The sequence below is a fragment of the Candidatus Magnetominusculus dajiuhuensis genome (assembly GCF_046044395.1).
GTDB lineage: Bacteria > Nitrospirota > Thermodesulfovibrionia > Thermodesulfovibrionales > Magnetobacteriaceae > Magnetominusculus > Magnetominusculus dajiuhuensis.
Genome location: NZ_JBJUSG010000074.1, coordinates 1 through 18,153, shown reverse-complemented (window position 1 = coordinate 18,153; position 18,153 = coordinate 1). Strand labels below are relative to the sequence as shown.

Annotated in this window: 15 protein-coding genes and 1 pseudogene; 4 read left to right on the top strand and 12 right to left on the bottom strand. The window is 48.1% G+C overall.

The window, feature by feature from the left end; all coding sequences use genetic code 11:
* The first annotated feature begins 99 nt into the window (after window positions 1–99).
* The 4 genes from AB7D94_RS10875 (at window position 100) to AB7D94_RS10860 (ending at window position 4,273) form a co-directional block, all read left to right on the top strand.
* Window positions 100–1,284: an O-antigen ligase family protein gene (locus AB7D94_RS10875; RefSeq protein ID WP_420265901.1), complete on the top strand. Its 1,185-nt coding sequence runs from the start codon at window positions 100–102 to the stop codon at window positions 1,282–1,284.
* Window positions 1,281–2,456, top strand: a complete 1,176-nt coding sequence (locus tag AB7D94_RS10870) for a glycosyltransferase family 4 protein (protein ID WP_420265900.1) — start codon at window positions 1,281–1,283, stop codon at window positions 2,454–2,456. The genes AB7D94_RS10875 and AB7D94_RS10870 overlap by 4 nt, the downstream gene beginning before the upstream one ends.
* 66 nt (window positions 2,457–2,522) lie before the next feature.
* Window positions 2,523–3,278 carry a glycosyltransferase family 2 protein gene (locus AB7D94_RS10865; RefSeq protein WP_420265899.1) on the top strand — a complete coding sequence of 252 codons (756 nt, stop codon included), beginning with the start codon at window positions 2,523–2,525 and terminating at the stop codon, window positions 3,276–3,278.
* Window positions 3,275–4,273 carry a glycosyltransferase family 2 protein gene (locus AB7D94_RS10860; protein WP_420265898.1) on the top strand — a complete coding sequence of 333 codons (999 nt, stop codon included), beginning with the start codon at window positions 3,275–3,277 and terminating at the stop codon, window positions 4,271–4,273. The genes AB7D94_RS10865 and AB7D94_RS10860 overlap by 4 nt, the downstream gene beginning before the upstream one ends.
* On the opposite strand, the gene AB7D94_RS10855 is transcribed toward AB7D94_RS10860, so the two are convergent.
* The 12 genes and pseudogenes from AB7D94_RS10855 to AB7D94_RS10800 all read right to left on the bottom strand — a co-directional run bounded on the left by AB7D94_RS10855 (window position 4,255) and on the right by AB7D94_RS10800 (window position 18,050).
* Complete coding sequence (locus AB7D94_RS10855; RefSeq protein ID WP_420265897.1) at window positions 4,255–5,733, bottom strand: TolC family protein; 1,479 nt, start codon at window positions 5,731–5,733, stop codon at window positions 4,255–4,257. The two genes, AB7D94_RS10860 and AB7D94_RS10855, sit on opposite strands and share 19 nt — an antisense overlap.
* A gap of 64 nt (window positions 5,734–5,797) precedes the next feature.
* Complete coding sequence (gene galU / locus AB7D94_RS10850) at window positions 5,798–6,685, bottom strand: UTP--glucose-1-phosphate uridylyltransferase GalU (protein WP_420265896.1); 888 nt, start codon at window positions 6,683–6,685, stop codon at window positions 5,798–5,800.
* 55 nt (window positions 6,686–6,740) lie between these two features.
* Window positions 6,741–7,682, bottom strand: coding sequence for a diguanylate cyclase (locus tag AB7D94_RS10845; RefSeq protein ID WP_420265895.1), 942 nt, complete (start codon window positions 7,680–7,682; stop codon window positions 6,741–6,743).
* A gap of 12 nt (window positions 7,683–7,694) precedes the next feature.
* On the bottom strand, window positions 7,695–10,409 hold the full coding sequence (locus AB7D94_RS10840; RefSeq protein WP_420265894.1) for a response regulator: 2,715 nt from the start codon (window positions 10,407–10,409) through the stop codon (window positions 7,695–7,697).
* Window positions 10,410–10,424: 15 nt separating this feature from the next.
* Complete coding sequence (locus AB7D94_RS10835) at window positions 10,425–11,072, bottom strand: hypothetical protein (protein WP_420265893.1); 648 nt, start codon at window positions 11,070–11,072, stop codon at window positions 10,425–10,427.
* Window positions 11,073–11,075: 3 nt separating this feature from the next.
* On the bottom strand, window positions 11,076–11,447 hold the full coding sequence (locus tag AB7D94_RS10830; RefSeq protein WP_420265892.1) for a response regulator transcription factor: 372 nt from the start codon (window positions 11,445–11,447) through the stop codon (window positions 11,076–11,078).
* A gap of 36 nt (window positions 11,448–11,483) precedes the next feature.
* A complete protein-coding gene (locus tag AB7D94_RS10825) occupies window positions 11,484–13,172 on the bottom strand; it encodes a chemotaxis protein CheA (RefSeq protein WP_420265891.1) in 1,689 nt (562 codons plus the stop codon).
* A 412-nt stretch (window positions 13,173–13,584) separates the two neighbouring features.
* Window positions 13,585–13,806: pseudogene (locus tag AB7D94_RS10820) on the bottom strand (transposase); the annotation flags it as partial.
* Between the two features lie 296 nt (window positions 13,807–14,102).
* Window positions 14,103–15,041, bottom strand: coding sequence for a glycosyltransferase family 2 protein (locus AB7D94_RS10815; protein ID WP_420265890.1), 939 nt, complete (start codon window positions 15,039–15,041; stop codon window positions 14,103–14,105).
* 5 nt (window positions 15,042–15,046) lie between these two features.
* Window positions 15,047–16,519 (bottom strand): lipopolysaccharide biosynthesis protein, encoded by a 1,473-nt coding sequence (locus tag AB7D94_RS10810; RefSeq protein ID WP_420265889.1) that lies wholly within the window; start codon window positions 16,517–16,519, stop codon window positions 15,047–15,049.
* Window positions 16,509–17,519, bottom strand: a complete 1,011-nt coding sequence (locus AB7D94_RS10805; RefSeq protein WP_420265888.1) for a polysaccharide deacetylase family protein — start codon at window positions 17,517–17,519, stop codon at window positions 16,509–16,511. The genes AB7D94_RS10810 and AB7D94_RS10805 overlap by 11 nt, the downstream gene beginning before the upstream one ends.
* An 18-nt stretch (window positions 17,520–17,537) precedes the next feature.
* On the bottom strand, window positions 17,538–18,050 hold the full coding sequence (locus AB7D94_RS10800; protein ID WP_420265886.1) for a Uma2 family endonuclease: 513 nt from the start codon (window positions 18,048–18,050) through the stop codon (window positions 17,538–17,540).
* Window positions 18,051–18,153 lie beyond the last annotated feature (103 nt).

Genomic DNA, 18,153 nt, shown 5'->3' with positions numbered 1-18,153 from the left:
AATGACGGCAAGGGACAAAGCCGGAATTATTGCATAGGTATCTTCTGATTTTTTTCAAATGCGATTGCCCTGGCCTCAGAACTCCGGCTGAAACATATTATGCCGGAATATATTATAATATGCCAAATGCGTTTGCCGCTTAAAGAGACTCTGAAAAATATACAGTATGTCGCGTTTATCGCCTTTGTCGTGTCTCTGGTGTTTTCCGAGAGCGTCAAGCTGATAGCCCTGTACGGTTTTATGATACCGGTCTTTTTTATTCAGCTTTACAGGCGGGAGGTTCGCATTCACCTGGGGCTGCTGGAATATGGCTTTATTGCGTTTTTTCTTACCTCTGTTTTTAGCGGTTTGTTCGCTTCGGACGCCCTTGAGTATCTCAAAGGGCTGAAAGATGTTACGCGCATCGCCGTGCTATTTTTTATCGCCGCCTCTCTGGCCGGGGGAAGGCGTATCGCCACGATATTGCGATGTCTGTACACAGCTACGGCGGCCATGGCCGTCTTTGGCATTGTGGAGGCCTTTCGGTTTCATAAGCCCCTTGATTTGCACATGCTCGGACACTATAACTACACCGCCATGTATCTGATAATAGTCTCAAACGCCCTTATTGGAACTATCGTTTTCTCTGGCATCAGGACAAAAGCTATGCGGGTGGCGGCGGTGTTTTTGCTTTTTATAACAATAACGGCTACCGTGATGACAACAATGAGGGCTGCCTTTGTTACTTTGTTTATTTTTTTGGCCATCGTTGCGTTGGCGAAACGAGGATCAATTATATCGAAGGCGTTGGCGGCTGGATTTGCTGTCTTTGCCATCTTTGCGGCGTACGTGTTTAAACCCATGTGGACAAAGCTCTCTTCGGGGGATTCCCTCATACGCAGGTTTTATATATGGAACTACGCGGTTAAGGTTATAGCACAGACGCGGGCATTGGGCACAGGGCTTAATAATTTCAAATATACATTTCCGGCCACAATAGAGGGAGGCAGGAGCATTTACGACGCCCACAGCGTCTATCTCAACGCGGCCGTTCAAAGCGGGGCTGCCGGGCTTTGTTCGCTCCTTGCCATCGGCATTGGTTTCATTCGCAGGTGGCTTAGTATCAGTGGCGGGGCATTTGAACAGGAAATAAAATACGCGGCCCTTGGCGCCGCCCTCGTAATTTTTGTCGGAGGGATTTTCGACACCACCCTCCATCACGAAACCGGCATGTTGTTTTCTATCCTAACCGGCTTTATGGCAGGGGTGCGCGTGCCTCAAAGAGACGGCAGTTCAGACTCATGACTATTTTTTATCCTGTCCCTGAGTTGATGTTACTTCCGCAGGCACGGTTTATTCAAATCATAAACACCACCCATGCACTTGCCAGGGCCGGCGCTGCCGTCAAACTGATAACCGGCCGCGGCAGTTGCTTAAAAGGGCGGGCGGAGGATGAGGCTCTTTTAAACCATTACGGCCTCAGCCCCCACCCCAATCTTGAGATCGTATTTCTGCCAATGATAAGAAAGGAAGAGGGTGGGAGAGTTTCCATTGGAATGGTTTTTAACGTTGCCCTTGTGTGGTATCTGTGGCAACAGGATAAGAAAGGCGGTGTAATCTTTGTAAGGCACCTGAAGACGGCGCGGTTTCTCCTGCGTCTGAGGTGGTTTCACCGGATGCCGGTTGTGTTTGAGGCACATGAGATTTTTCATCTTACTACTGAAAAGATAAAAAAGCGGCAGCGCATGGCACGGCGGGAGAGGAGTGTTTATGCGGGCATAGGGGCGGTTGTCGCCATCACTGAGAGGCTGCGCGCCGACCTCGTTACGATGTTTTCGCTGGATAGCATACAGTCAATAACTATTCCGGACGCCGTCAGGGGCGATATGTTTGACACTGCTCTGGCATATGGGAAGCGGCAGCAGGGATATATTTTTTATGCCGGAGGGCTTTACCGCTGGAAGGGGATTGACCTGCTTATTGAGGCGATGGGACGCCTTACCGGCGAGACACTCGTTGTGGCCGGTGGTGGACAGGGGCTAAAGAGACTGTGTGAACTGCGAGGGCTGGCTGATTCTCTGGGGCTGTCGGGGCGGGTTAATTTTGTTGGGCAGCTCAGCCACACCGAAGTCCTGAAATATATGAGGGAGGCAAAGATTGCCGTCGTCCCGAATCTCGCCGAGTCAGTGTCTATGTACTCATCGCCGCTGAAGATGTTTGAATATATGGCATCAGGCTGCCCCATTGTCGCATCGGATATACCCGGCATAAGGGAGATTCTAACCGACGGCAAAGACGCGGTGTTCTTTACGCCCGGCGATGTCCAATCCCTGGCCGCTGCCATAAGAATTCTTACAGACAACCCCGATGTGGCAGAAAAAATGGCCGCGGCAGGACAGGCACTCGTTAAAAACTTCACATACGAAAAAAGGGCTGAACGTATAATTGATTTTCTTGGGGTAACGTTCTATAATTGACGGTGGTGGTCCATAACTGAAATGGAGGAAGTCTGTCGGCTTATGAGAGGAGTTTCCGTAGTAATTGTGACAAAAAACGAGCAGTACCGTATAGAGGCGGCCCTTGAGAGTGCGGCCACGGCCTCAGAGATAGTCGTCGTTGACGCCGAAAGCGAAGACGACACGGTGCAGGTATGCAAAAGATATACGGACAGGGTTTATACAAGGCAGTGGCAGGGGTTTGCCGCTCAAAAACAGGCGGCCGTGGATTTGGCCGTAGGCCCGTGGATATTCATCCTTGACTCTGACGAGAGGTTCACGCCGGAGTTGGTGGATGAAATCTCTGCCGCGCTCAAGGATACTGCCCTTGACGGCTTTTATTGCCCCAGAAAGAATTTTTTCTTAGGCCGCTGGATAAAGCACGGCGGCTGGAGGCCGGACTACACACTTCGGTTGTTTAAAAAAGAAAAGGGCAGGCTTGAGCCGAGGCAAGTACATGAAAAGGTTGTCGTAAATGGCAAGACGGGTTTCCTGAAGCATCCCATTGAGCACTACACATATGATAGCATCCCTGAGTTCATCGCCAAGATGGACAACTACTCAACCCTATCAGCAAAGGAAAAAGCCACAGGGAGCGCGGGTGTTGTCTCGCTTGCCATACGTCCAATTGCGACATTTATAAAGATGTATTTCCTGAGGTTTGGGTTTCTCGACGGCATACATGGGTTTATTCTGGCGGTTTTATATGGGTTTTATACGTTTGTAAAATACGCAAAAATATGGGAAATGCAACATCAACCTGCGCAACTGAGAATGTTCAAAAATGGAGGTAAAGCCCTGTGAAGCTGAGTGTTGTCATCCCGTGCTTTAACGAGGAACAGGTAATTGATGAGGTTTACAGGCGTTTAGATACCCTCATGAGGGCATACGTGGAAAAAGCCCTGATAGACGACTATGAGGTAATCTATGTTGATGACGGTTCGTCAGACGGGACGCTTTCAGCGCTGAAGAGGCTTGCAATGAAAGATAAACATGTTAAAACCATCTCGTTCAGCGGCAACTTTGGGCATCAGCCAGCCCTGACGGCTGGCTTATACCATGCCAGCGGCGATATGGCCGTATCTTTGGACGCCGACCTTCAGGACCCGCCGGAGATTATTGAGGAGATGATAAAAAGGTGCGAAGGCGGGGCGGACATCGTCTATGGAGTCAGGGACAACAGGCAGGAGGACACTTTTTTTAAGCGCGCCACAGCCCTTGCATTTTATAAGATTATGACATTGATGGGGGTTAATCTCATATACAACCACGCCGATTACAGGCTGTTATCAAGGGCGGCCCTTGACGCGTTTCAGAGATATGGCGAGGTAAACAGGTTTCTCAGGGGGATGTTTCCCGCAATGGGGTTTAAACACTCTATTGTTACCTACAAGAGGGAGAAGCGCTTTGCCGGCACGACAAAATACCCCCTTAAGAAGATGGTCTCGTTTGCCGTTGAGGGGATAACGTCGTTTAGCAATTTCCCGCTCAGGATTGCCTTCGTGCTGGGGTTTGTAAATTTTATTGCCGCCGTCATGTTGGGGTTATGGACGATAGCAAGTAAGCTCAAAGGCATCGCCATACCCGGCTGGGCCTCAATTGTGCTGCCGATTTACCTCTTTGGCGGGATTCAGTTGATGTTCATAGGGATTTTAAGCGAGTATGTCGGGAAGATTTATATGGAGGTCAAGCACCGGCCAGTGTTTATAATCAGAGAGAGGTATAATTTCGATGAGCCGAATAACGGCCACGACAAAGATCAGGGCGGTAGTCCCGGCAATCATGGTAGCAGCCCCTGAACCCTGTTGAGTTCAACGAGGGACTTCGCATAGTCGGCCCTGGACTTTGCCTCGTCATAGACAGCGGCGGCGTAGTCGCGCTGGAATTTCAACAAATCATTCAGTGTCGAAAGGCCAGCCCTGAATTTTCCCTGTTCAGCTTCAAGCAGTTTTTCCGCCGCTAAGAGGGATTTCCCCGCCGCCTTTATTTTTTTTATCGCATAAGTAAGGTTGTTGTATGCCCCGGTGGCCTCAAGTTCAATGGTTTTTTTGATTTCCCTCAGCGCGGCGTCGGCTTGTCTTGCCTCGAAGTCGGCCTTCATCAGATTGCCGCGGTTTTTCCAGTTGAAGATAGGGACGTTCAGCACGAGGCCGAATTTCCATGAAAAATAATTGCCTGACGTAAGGTCGTCTATCGTGCTGTGATACTGCCCGTTGAGGCCGGACTGCCCGTAGCTGGCCACGGCATTGAGGTCAGGCAGCAGTTGGTTTTTATAGTAGCTTGCGAGGAGTTCCTTGTTTTTCTTGTTCAAGAGTGCTTGCTGATAGTCCTGGCGGCTCTGATACGCCTGTTGCACAATGGACTCCAGAGGCAGGGGCAGGGCAGGGTCAGGCGGCCTTGATACGGTCTCAAGGCGTGTGCCGGTAAGCTCGATATTCATAATCCCTTTGAGCGTGTTCTCGGCGTTTTTGGCGTTTTTCTCCGCCTCCAGGACGGCCTCTTCTCTTACTGCCGTCTCGGCCTCGGCAGAATAAATGTCCACAGGGGCAGCCATGCCCGCCTTGATACGGGCGTTGACCTCGTCGCAGGTCTGTTGGGCCAGGGTCAGGGCGGTTGCGGCGGCCTCTATGTTTTTTCTCGCCGAGACAAGGTCCCAGTAGTCTTTGACGGCCTCAGAGACCTTCGCAACGACTGCCGCGCCATATGCGTGTTTTTTCATCTGGAGCGTGTTTTTCGCCACGTTGAGGTTCGTCAGTTGTATGTCAACCCCGAAACCCTTTAAAAGCGGCTGCGTTAATGTCAGAGACAATCCCGACGAGTAATATGAATACAGGTTCAGAAATGGAGAGTTGCCGTTGTACCTGTAATTCTGCCACTTCAGCTCATACAAGGTGCCTGTTACGGCCTTGCCGGATAATGAAACGTTATAGTCTATTTGCCCCTCTGCCGTACTGTTTATATCAAGGGATTGCTTTTGTCTGTCATACGTCTCGTCCAGGCCAAGATTCAGGGAAGGGTCGAATTCCCCTTTGTTGACGAGGATATCGGCCTCAGAGATTTTGGGATTATAGCCTTCGGCCTCTATTCCCGTATTTTTTTCGATAGTTAATCTTATGACGTCATCAACGGTGAGAGGCAGGGTGTGCGAGGGTAGGGCAGAGGGCAGGGTATCGGAGAAGCAGCCTGGCGGTACCCGTGCAATCAGGACAAAGACGATGATTACAGCCAAAAACAGGAACAATTTTATGCGATGTGCCACCTGATGTGCCACCTATTTCTGGCCTATGTCCGGCGTGCTGCCGGTTGCATTACATAATCAGGGTTCAAAGTCCCGCGGTCAGAGATTTAAGGTAGTTTTTCAAATTCTCGGAAAACTCCGGCCGTTTCAGAGACAGCTCTATGGTGGCCTTAAGGAAGCCGAATTTGTCGCCGGCGTCGTATCTGTTGCCCTTAAACAGGTAGCCGTAGACAACACGGCTGGAAAGGAGCAGATTAAGGGCGTCGGTGAGCTGATACTCACCGCCTTTGCCTGGTTTGATGGCTTCGAGGGCTTCAAAGATGTCCGATGTCAGGATGTACCTGCCTATGACGGCCAGATTAGACGGGGCGTCCTCTTTCTTTGGCTTTTCCACAAGGGCGTTTATCTTATACAGTTGTTTTGGGATATTGTGGGGGCCGAAATCTGTGACAGTCTCGCCATCAATTATACCGTATTTCGATACCTCATCGTCGGGCACCTCCTGAAGCGCTATCACAGGGGAACGGTACTTCTTGTATATCTCTATCATCTCCATAAGAAGCGTGTCTTCGGGGTCTATGATGTCGTCACCGAGCAGGACGGCAAATGGTTCGTCTTTGACAAAGGCCTTCGCGCACAATATGGCATGGCCAAGGCCAAGTGGCCTGCTTTGCCTGATGTAGGCAAAATCGGATTGGTCATGCCTGTGGATTTCCTCAATGAGATTGCTGAGGCCCTTTTGCTTCAGAACCTCATCCAGCTCTGAAAACTGGTCGAAATGGTCTTCAATTGCCCGCTTGTTTTTACCCGTTATTATAATAAATTCCCTTATGCCGCAGCGTTCGCACTCCTCAACAGAGTACTGTATCAGCGGTTTATCAACAATAGGGAGCATCTCCTTAGGGGAGGCCTTCGTAACCGGCAAAAACCTCGTCCCAAGTCCGGCAGCAGGCAGTATAGCCTTCCTCAACATGGTACGAATGATAACATATACTATAAAATAATTGAAATAATAATTTTGGCGTCCTCTAACATTGGGGCTTTTCACATGCTATAGAGCTTACCCTATTTCTGCCAGAGGCCTTTGATTTATAAAGCGCTAAATCCGCGGTTTCTATCAAATGTGATGCGTCCCCCCAAACGGGAGGCGTTATTGTGGAAACCCCTATGCTTATGGAAATATGACTTGCCGCCTCGGAAAACTCATGCGGTATTTGAAGGGCGGCCACGGCATTGACAAGCCGCTTTGCAACCGCAACACTGCCCTCTGCGTCAGTATCAGGAAGTACGCAGGCAAATTCCTCACCGCCATATCTTGCAACAAAGTCCATCGCCCTCGGCACTGCCCCTTTCAACGCGCGCGCGACTTTCCTCAGGCAGTCATCTCCTTCGCCGTGGCCGTAGTTGTCGTTATACCGCTTGAAAAAATCTACATCAATTAACATGAGAGATAGGGGGTTTTTTCTCCTTTGTATGGCGTTCCATTGAAATTCTAAAAACTCGTCAAATCTCCTGCGATTTGGGATTCCAGTAAGGCCGTCCTCCATCGCCAGCGCCTCACACAAGTCTCTTTTTAATTTTAACTCAATATGCGTACGAACCCTTGCCAAAACAATAGGCGCTATGAAAGGTTTTGTAATATAGTCAACCGCTCCCATCTCAAATCCCCTGACCTCATCCTCCACCATGCTTAACGCGGTGATGAACATAATGGGAATATTCTTAGTAAGTATATTGTTTTTTATCCTTCGGCAAAGCTCATAGCCATCCATCTCCGGCATTAATATATCCAGAAGGATTAAATCGGCCTGCTCTTCTTTTGACCCCAAACGCTTCAGTGCCTGCTCTGCATTTTTTGCTATAATAGTACGGAATTCCCCATTTAACAGATTAACAAGTACATCTATATTGGTTTTCTCATCATCCACAATAAGAATCGTTGGCCGCCTTAGCTCCATCGCCTGTTCCATAAGTGCCTCCTCCTATTCCCGCAATTGAATTTTTAGCGTCCGGGCAAACATTGCAAGTGTCACCAACGCCTTATCATAATCGTAGTCTTCCATTTGTTGTTTTATTATAGCAAGAGCCTCGATTTTGGGATAGCCAGCCAGCATCGCTTTTAAGGCGTCCAGCTCAATGGCGGCCTCTGAATCACCGCTTTCAAGGAGCGCCGCCAAATTCTGTAGCATGGCAATCAGTGCCTCGTCAACCCGTATATCCGGCGCTGCACAGTCGATACTGCTCTCTTTGCCGACATTTTTAACCACGCCAAGCCTTGACAGGTCTTCTATCACCTCTTCAAGTTTGAACCGGAACGTCTCTGTCAGCGGCTCTAAATCGGGCGTCCCGCCATCTTTAAATGTCTCCTTAAGCGCCCGTTCGAGGCGCTGCGAGGCCTGATGTAGGTCTCCTGCCCCGATAGTGCCCGCAACGCCGGACATAGTATGAACCATTCTATATACATCCGGGCTGCCCTTTGACAATCCATCTCTCAGCACAACCATAAAATCCCTGTATTTGTCCCTGAACTCGTTGAGCATTTTAACATAAAGGGCAGTATTGCCTCCAATCCTCCTTAACCCTCTCTTTGTGTCAACTTTCTGAAAGCCGTAGGGCAGGATTGCTTTCGGAGTGGCCGCAGGGCATAGTGGCGCTTGTCTCACTTCTGATGAAAACGCACAGGGCTGTATCCAGCGTACCAGTGTGCTGTAGAGTGCGGCAGGTTCAAAGGGTTTCCCTATATGGTCGTTCATTCCGGCGGCGATACATTTCTCGCTGTCTCCTGAGAGGACGTTTGCCGTCATGGCTATAATGGGAATATCTCTGAATTCCTTCTTCGCGCGTATGGCTCTGGTTGCCTCGTAGCCATCCATGACCGGCATCTGAATGTCCATCAGCACGGCGTGATAGGTGTTTGCAGAGACTGCGGCCACCGCCTCTGCCCCGTTTACCGCCGTTTCCACACTAAAACCCTTTGCCTCCAACAGTTCAGTCGCTACCTGGCGGTTTATATCGTTGTCCTCTACCAGAAGGACACGCGCCCCTCTGAGTTTATCCAGCCCTTCGATTTCCTTCTCGGCCAGGGCAGATGTATAACCCGTCCTCGTGGCGTCATCACCAAAAACGGACAGTATTGTATCATACATAACAGATAGGCTTACGGGCTTGATAAGAAACGAATCCATTGGCACGCCTTTGGCGGCGTTAAGAACCTCCTCCCTGCCATACGCGGTAACCATTATAATCTTTGGAATTTTGCTTTGCGGGAGGAGTTTATTTATCTCCATGATTGTTTCAATGCCGTCCATCTGGGGCATCTTCCAGTCAACAAATACCAAATCGTATGGATTGTCCTCTTGTTGTTTCAATTCGGCCAGCGCCTCTTTGCCTGAAGCAACCGGCGTTACCCTGAAAGAGAATGACGAGAGCGTATCCTTTAAAATATCACGTGAGGCGGGATTGTCATCGGCAAGCAGAACGCGCAGCCCCACGTACTCATCTTTGGGCAGGCGGAAACGGCGTCTCTCCGCGTTTTGCCTTGTGAAGAGGGCGGTGAAATGAAACGTAGAGCCAACTCCCGGCTCGCTTTTCACCCATATCCTGCCGCCCATCATCTCGACCAGCCGTTTGCTTATGCTTAACCCAAGCCCTGTACCCCCGTAGTACCGCGTTGTGGATGTGTCTGCCTGGGAAAATGCCTGAAACAGATTGCCGATTTGCTGGCGTGTCAATCCAATCCCCGTGTCCTTTACCGAAAAATGGAGATAAACGCTCTCATCGGTTACCTGTTCGGCCCCGATATGTATAATTATCTCGCCTTCAGATGTGAATTTAACGGCATTGTTGGCGAGGTTTGTCAATATCTGTCCCAAACGCAGCGGGTCTCCTATCAGCACTAAGGGTACGTTTTTGGCGATAGAAAAACAAAACTCAAGGTTCTTCTCGTCGGTCTTAATCGTAATCAAATCAGATATGTTATGCAGCACCTCGTCCAGGTGAAAGGGTATGTTCTCTATTTCAAGCCTGCCTGCCTCGATCTTTGAAAAATCCAGAATGTCGTTTATTATCCCTAATAATGACTTAGCCGATGACTGCACCTTTGAGAGGTAGTCCAATTGTTTCTCATCCAGCGGGGTCTTAAAAAGAAGGTGTGTCATGCCGATAATGGCATTCATGGGGGTGCGTATCTCGTGGCTCATATTGGCCAGGAAATCCCCCTTTGCCTTGTTCGCGCTAAAGGCCGCCTCTTTGGCCGCCTCCAGCAGGTCTGTCTGGTGGCGCAGCAGTTGCTCTCGCGATACCATAGTGGTTATGTCCTGGATTTGCAGTACGCACATAAATGTCTTATCCTTTTGGCGTATGCCGCTTATGTGGATGGCCTGGCACATGCGTTCACTGGCATGGGGGTCCAGCGCGGGCTGAAACAAGGGAAACGGCCTGTTGGTCAATCTGTGGGACAGCATAGTTGGCAGGCCGCGCGAAATGGCGTTGTCTATCCCCTGCATAACACGGGTATCGGCAATCTCTGGAAATGTCTCCGTCAAAACCATGCCTGTTACGTCGGCTCTTCTGATGCGGGATGTCTTTTCCATCCAGCGGTTCCAAAACACAATGCGCATTTCCCCGTCAAGAATGATAATCCCGTCCTGGCTCTTGTCCAGGATAGAGAATAAAAAATCTGATTCAAATTTGGCCATTTGCTAAGGTTAATCCTAAAGTCCGGCAATAATTCTTGCGATTTCCTGTTTTAGTGTTACCATCGCCTCTTTAGAAAAAAGCAACACTACATATCCCCTCAGGGAGTTGTGCTTAAGTCCATCTTCTGCCGTTTTGAAGTCCATCATAAGAAAAAAAGCCTGGCTGGTGTCTGCCTCGCTGTCTTGTGAGCATGATAATCTGTGAGCGGATATGTCAAGCAAGGACTCGCAATCGGCCTTCAGGAATTCCGCCGCCTCAAATTCGAATTCGACGGTCATCATCTGTGTAAAACTGCCGAGAAAGGCATTTAAGATAACATTGCCCACGTCAAGCAGCGTGTCCTGCTCAAGCTCAGTGAGCGTCTCAAGCGGGACGTCGTCTCCAAGCAGGGTTCTGACCAGCTCAAGGCTCTTGCAGCCCGGAAATATCAACAGCGCCGTCCCGCAAAGGTCTCCAAGGAAGATTTGCCTTACCGCGACGAGCTTTTCATCATCCTTATGGTCAATCAATTTGACCGCCTCCCGATGGCTGACCACCGCGAGCTGCGGCAGCGACAACAGGATCTCCTTTTTGACCATCTTACTAAGAGAATCGGCGGCCACCCCCAGTCCCATATTGAAAAACTCCTTGAGCGCGTCCTGTTCCAGTTCGCTTAATTCCATCGGCTATTGCCCTCCATCAAGGGTGCCTATTATCCTCACGATGTCGTCTTTGGATACGGGTTTCTTTATAAACCCTATCCCCATAGCCTCAGCCCGCTGGCGCATCGTATCCTGAATATTAGCCGTTACTAAGTGAATGCTTATCTTAGGGTCTAACTCCATCAGCTTTGCGGCCATATCTATCCCGTTGATGCCCGGCATATTAAAATCCAGAAGGGCCGCCGCCACCGGCCGGTTTTTCACTTTGTTGAGGCCATCATCCGCCGTTGCCGCCTCTATAATCTCCCACCGGGGAAACGCCTGTGATACAACATTCTTTACCATCATACGTGCCAGTGAACTGTCATCTACTATCAATATCGCTTTTTGCGGCATAATAATCCTCCTGTATTAATTATATTTTAATCCATGTTAACCCGGCAACTCCAAACGCATGCCCTCTTTTCTGACCTCCTCTATGTTCAGCAGAAATGACACCGTACCATCAGGCATAACGGCGCTGCCTGACAGTATGTTTATATGTGAAAAAATGCGGGCCAACGGCTTGATGACCAGATTGGCAAGCTCTTCCGCCCCATCAACCTCAAGGCCAAACTCACCCCCCTCAGACCGCAGCATAACCACATGGCACTGCCCCTTTGACAGCAGTTCATGCCCTCCGCCACCCCCATATTGCCCCTGTATCTGGCTTAATCTTACCATAGGTATGAGTTGCCCCCGTGAGCTGACCATCGGGGAGTTCAGTTTTATCTGAACTTTTTCCCTTACCTCATCGCCGTAAAAAGAAACCAGTTCAATCACGTTTACTTGCGGAATGGCGAATCGCTCATCCATTGAGCGAACCACCAGCACAGGGACGATTGCCATGGATTGGGGGACGCGTATAGAAAAACATGTCCCTTTGCCGACAGTGCTTGAGACTGAGAGCACACCGCCCGCCTTTTCCACAGTACTCTTGACTACGTCCATTCCTATGCCGCGCCCTGAGATTTTGCTCAGTGAGTCGGCTGTGGAAAAACCAGGCTCCATAATCAGGTTAAACGCGGAGGCGTCGTCTATGGCAGATGCCTGCTGAGGGGTGAGAAGCCCCAGCGCCACCGCCTTTTCCCTGACCTTGCCGACGTCAATCCCGGCACCGTCGTCGGAGATTTCCATGTATATGTTGCCATGTCTTTGCTCCCCTGACAGCAAAACCCTGCCCACTGCGGGTTTCCCGCGGGAGAGCCTCACATCAGGCGGCTCTATTCCATGGTCTATCGCGTTGCGAATCATATGGCCAAGTATATTTTTGAGCGATATGAGTACAGAGCGGTCAACCTCTGTGTCCTCTCCCTTCATCTGCAGATAGACCTTCTTGCCGGAGTCAACGGCAACCTCCCTTACGAGGCGATGGAATGTATTCCAAATATGCCCGACCGGCTGGAGGCGGTATTGTAATACCTCATCCTGGAGGTTTTGTATCTGCTGTTCCATTGTGTCAAGGAGCTGGTGGTAATCGCCGCGATTTTGAGTAAGTGAGTAGCGCAGTTGATTAAACGTCACAAGGACTGTGCCAACTACGTTCATCAGGGTATTGAGGCGCGAAATCGGCAGGGTTACAGTTTCAAGGTTTAATGATGAGTCCTCAGTGTTGAATGTTGAGCCGCCGCCGTCTGGAGGCTCTGCCGCTGTATTTTTACTGAAACCCGCCCCGGCCGACATGGCCGCCGCTGCCGCAATGTGGTTAAGTCTGCCCATCAGCTCTGTGTAATCGCCATCTCCCTCCGTGCCCGTCCTCTCAATGGATTTAAGGGTAGCCACAACGCTGTCCACCACAGCAAGCAGGGTTGAGCTGACGCCGCTGTCCATAGTAATCATGCCGTCTCGCAGAAGCTCCATGACGGTTTCAGCCGAGTGTGTAAGTTCCTCAAGTTTGGTAAAGCCGAGCATCAGGCAGTTGCCTTTTACGGTGTGCGTGTGGCGGAAGACATCGTCTATAAGACCCTTATTTTTCGGATTGGTCTCCAGCTCCAGAAGGCCGCGCTCAATAAGGCCAATGGAGTCGGCGCATTCGAGCAAAAACTCCTGTATTAATCTACCCCAGCTCTCTTCGTTATTCATTATCCGATTACAACCTGTGCCACTTAGTTCATTATACTATATTTATGCAGACGGGATTGTAAAGGTGGAGTCCCGAAGCCGCCAACGTGGGGATAATCCCCCGTCTTGTCGGCGGCAGCCCAAACGCGATAGATAAAGCGTGGGCGAGATTTACGGGGTGAAGGGGGGTAACCCCCATAAGCGCTCAAAGAATGACTGTTAAATAAAGCGGGATAACACTTCGCTTTTTAATTTCCTTTCTCTGTTGTTTTCCTTCAATTGATTTCTGATTTTATGCCAATCGTCCAAAGCCTGACTTATAGAAATCCTTGGAACTATCACGTGTTGCACGACCATAAACCAAAATTCAAATTCACGCCATGGACTTCTATTGCCTCTGTCTTTTCTACTATCACCTGTACAGGCTGGTGCTTCATAACGGATACCCCCATGGGGAAAAAAACTCCGCCTCCTGATAGAGTCTCTCCACCAATAATGCTACTATCATTTTCCCATAAAGCCATGCTTTACAACTTTCCTGTTCATATTTGGGAAGATGTCCAATACCGATTATTCCCTTTAACCTCTTGAATATTAGCTCTATTTGCCACCGCCCACGGTATAGAGATAATAGCTCCTTTGCATTAAACTCATGACGGTTTGTTACTGAATACTATAATGGATTCTCCAGTCTGTGCCCGTGCTGCCAGGCTCACTTACAGCAGTACCATCTACAAGGCGTATCCTGTATCTTTTTGCCTTGTCTTGAATTAATGGCGACTTTTGTATTGTCATAAGTAATTCCACAGCTATCCATCTTAACCACTCGCTGGACGCTCTAAGCCGGTGAAGCAATGCCACATCATTAATTTCACACAGCTTGCACTCCTGCGCATACGCTCTTGAGCGCTTATGGGGGTTACCCCCCCTTCGTCTTTAATCCTTTCTTCTCTACGCAACGGTCTTCGTGCCGTGGACGATGACTTCGTAAAAGCCGCCTATCAGCCCTCTTAACTTATCGAAGTTATGCTTCTTAGGCGAGGCAATACAGACCAGAACGCGCGAAACAAAATACCCCCAAAAGGCGTAATAAAAGAACAGCCACTGTGTGGGTGACTTCTTTACGTGTGTCTTAAAGAAATAGTGTGTAAATATGACAAACATGAAAATTTCCTTATATCCGTTGGGTCTCATCTGCGGTGCTTCGTAGTGGTAGAGCCTTGCGTATGGCGTGAAGATGAGCTTATAGGCCTTTGATACCCTGTAGGAGAAATCCTTGTCTTCGCCCATACCGTAGTTAAGAAAATGTTTGGCGTCGAAGGCAAACTTACTAAACACCTCTTTTTTGAACGAGCTTACGCCTCCGGACAGGAAGTCAACCTCTGTAATTTCTTTTATTTGAAAAGGTGTTGTGCCGTAGCTCGAGCAAAAACCAGAGGGGAGCACCTTGCCCTCCCTGACGCCAGAAACAAGGAAAGGAATCTCCAATATCTTCCTCAGCTTTTTTACGAGACCGAGTTTCTTGTGGTTTGCGATTGCCCCGCCCACCCCTCCGACGTCTTCTGATTTGTCGTATATCGCCATTATTTGCTCAATATAATCAGGAAAAAGGACGACATCGTCATCAAAGAAAAACACTATATCACCGGTTGCAAGCTCAATCCCCTTGTTTCTTGAGGCGGTGAGGCCCGGCCTGTCTTTTTTGTAATAAACGTAGTTAACGCCCATCTGCTCACTCTGGTACTTCAGGGGCAGTTCGGTAAGGTTGCCGTCATCAACGACAATGATTTCATAAGGAAGCCGTGTTTGTTGTAAGATTGACTCAATGCAGTTTTTTAGATCAATCGGCCTGTTATAAGTGGGAATTATGATTGAGGTTTTATATTTCATAACAATCACCCTCTCCTTCGTCTTATCAGATTTACTATTTTTTGATGTATAAAATCGGGACTCATCCAGGCAGAGACACCGTACATAGCGAGGCAGTAGAGCACTGTTGACAACGCGGCGCTGATATACTTATTAACGGGAACTATGGATGAGATATACGCAAGGGCGGCTATGACAAAAACCATTATTAAAAAAAGGATAAAGACATCCCTTATCTTTATAAACCATGAGAAAAAAGAAATATTGCTGTAGAAACTCCGGACAAATATATAAAGCGCTATAAACAGTATAAAAAAAGACAACGAGCTGCCGCAGGCAACGCCAACCGTGCCATACCCCATTTTAATAAAAGACACCGCCGCCAGACCATTGAACACCAGCACCGCAGAGATGACTATTGAGGCATGAAACTGCTTATTGTGAGAGATAATAATGCCACGGGCTATGAAGGCAAGGGCAAAGAAATAACTTCCTATGGTAACTATCTGCGTGGGCACTATACCCTGAATATACTTGGGAAGCACCATATGAATAAAAGGCACAATTAAAAAGAACGATGGCCCCAGGAGAAACGGCATGAAATGCGAAGTATAAGAGAGCGGTTTAAAAAAATAATCGTCCAATGTGTCCTCTCGCTTGCTGGTGGTAACGCTTCCCATGAGGTCAACCTCTACGACTTCCCTTGCGTCGCCGGGTATCTGCACAAGAAAGTTAAACACCAGCCCGGTTATAGAGTAATAACCCAGTTCTTTTACGCCAAGCAGATACGCAATAATGATTTTATCAATAGAGCTTATGAGATCGTTCGACACATTATAAACTAATATTGGCAGGCCTTTCTTAGTCAATTCGAAAAATACTGCCTTCTTAAAAGGCTCTATTAATTTAATCGGCGAGACCATGTGCATATAAACAACCATTATTAAAACAGAAAGCAAGGCGGAGAGATACATACCGTAGATACTCAGATAATATATCAAGCCGGCGTTTAAGATCACGGCAATGACAGATTTTTTGTAGTTTATTGAGCTAATCAGTTTAAATCGTTTATCTGCGCTTATCTCATTGAACTGGTAATCGAAGATACAATTCAGAATAATAAGTATGCCGACAGAGAGGAGACCGGCCTGTTCCATTTTGTTTAAATTCGCGGAAAAGGCATAAATCCATACGCCGACGGTAATAATTACAGACAGAAACATGGAGCCATAAAAGACGGCTGATTTTATGTCATTGCCCTCGGTAGTCTCGTTTCTTGACTTATGATAAGGCAGGAGATAAAACATGGCATTTCTGGTGCCGAGATGGGCGTACGTGGCATAGGTGGTTATGATAGAGATAAGATTCCATAATCCGTACAACTCCGGCGGCAGCAGCTTTGGTTTTATGAAGGTATTAACGATACCGCAGGCACGCTGAAACATGTTGCTTGCCGCGTAACGGGTTATATTCTTTACAAGGGTATCGCTATCTTTCATCCGGCTTCTTGCGTTGCAATGCTCTTTTTACAGATTTAAAAAAATTGTTACTCTTTATTATCTCTGTGTAGAATATCTGGTACCAGATTTTAGAGTTTGTGTCGTTAAAGTCTGTGAGCGCTATCCTATGCAGGTACGAGTTAGACGGCGTATAATTGATTACCGGATAGGAGGAAAAGACCTTCTGCGCGCCAAGGGAAAGACAAAGGTCAATTTGCCTTTCGGAGAAAGTAGTGCCGGGCTGGCCAAAGGGGAAGGCAAAGAGGCTTGTAAAGTTTTTGAAGGACTGTAGTTTTTCCATATTTTTCAGATAAGACTCCCTCAGCTCATCATCTGATAGAGTTAACGCCACGTCATGGTTATACAGGTGGTTTCCATAATAAATATACCGGCTGTGAGACGTCTTTATGAGGTCATCCTCAGAGGCAAACGGGCCGACAAAACCTTCGACGGCATCCTGAAAATCCTTACCGCTGAGTTTTATATATGAGTTCACAATCTCCCTTGTGCAATTAAGAAATAACGGGGTTATGATGTTTTCCCTGCCGACAACGCTTAACAGATACTCTCTAAACCCCTCTTCCTTTTCGCAAAGATAGGTAATAAGGCCAGACTGGAATATCACGCCTGAGGCGGGTTCAGTGTTAAGAAAAATTACGGTAGGAACCCTGTTATTTTCTATTATCTCAGCGGCGTCTGAAAAAAACCCCTTTACGCCATCGTCAAATGTAACCATAGCGGCTCGCGGGGGCAGCTCACCTCTGATAAGCTCATCAGGTGAAACCACATTGAAATTATTTTTTATGAACCTGAGTTGAAAATCAAAGATGTCGGGTGGGACATTTAATTTATACAGCTTGCTGAATTCACTTGGTGAGTGAGTAACGTCGTGGTATAAAAACACCGTCAACGTATCTTCCAGCTTAGCTTTCTTAAATAATCTGAAATACGACCCGGCAAAAGATGCAAATACGCCCTTCAGAATTTTTTTACTGAACACATCCAACTCCTCAAACTGTTAATCGAATATATCTTTGATGTTGACCTGAAGTCCTTCTATTACCTTAGACGTAACCACGCCCTCAATCTCTGCAATGGAATATCGTTCATACCTGTCGTTTTCGATGGTTAGGACTTCAACAGCCTTAAATTCGGGGATAACAATCCAATATTCAGGCACCTTATACTTCTCGTAAATCTCTTTCTTAGTGGCGGTATCTCTTATAAACGTACCGCGTGATACTATCTCGCACACCATATCCGGCACACCTCTTACCCAATCCTGAAAGATTGCCATGTTCTCTTTCCTGATGAACAGTATGTCGGGTTGAAGCCTGTTAAGGCTCTCTTCAAAAATTACATCAAGTGGGGAATAATAAACCTGCCCTAAATCTTTCATTAAGACAAATGCTGCTATTTTTAGATATAGCTTACCGCTGATACCCTGATGCATTCCAAATGGACTAGGCCCCACAACTTCCTCCCCGTTGACAATCTCCGTTAAATCCAAATCTCTTTCTAAGGTTTCCATATTGGTAGTATATCAACAGTCCTACGGTTTTGTCGAGACGGCTGTTGGCCAGGGCAATCGCATTAGAAAAATTAGGCAGAAATTGCCTACACTTTTAGCGCTG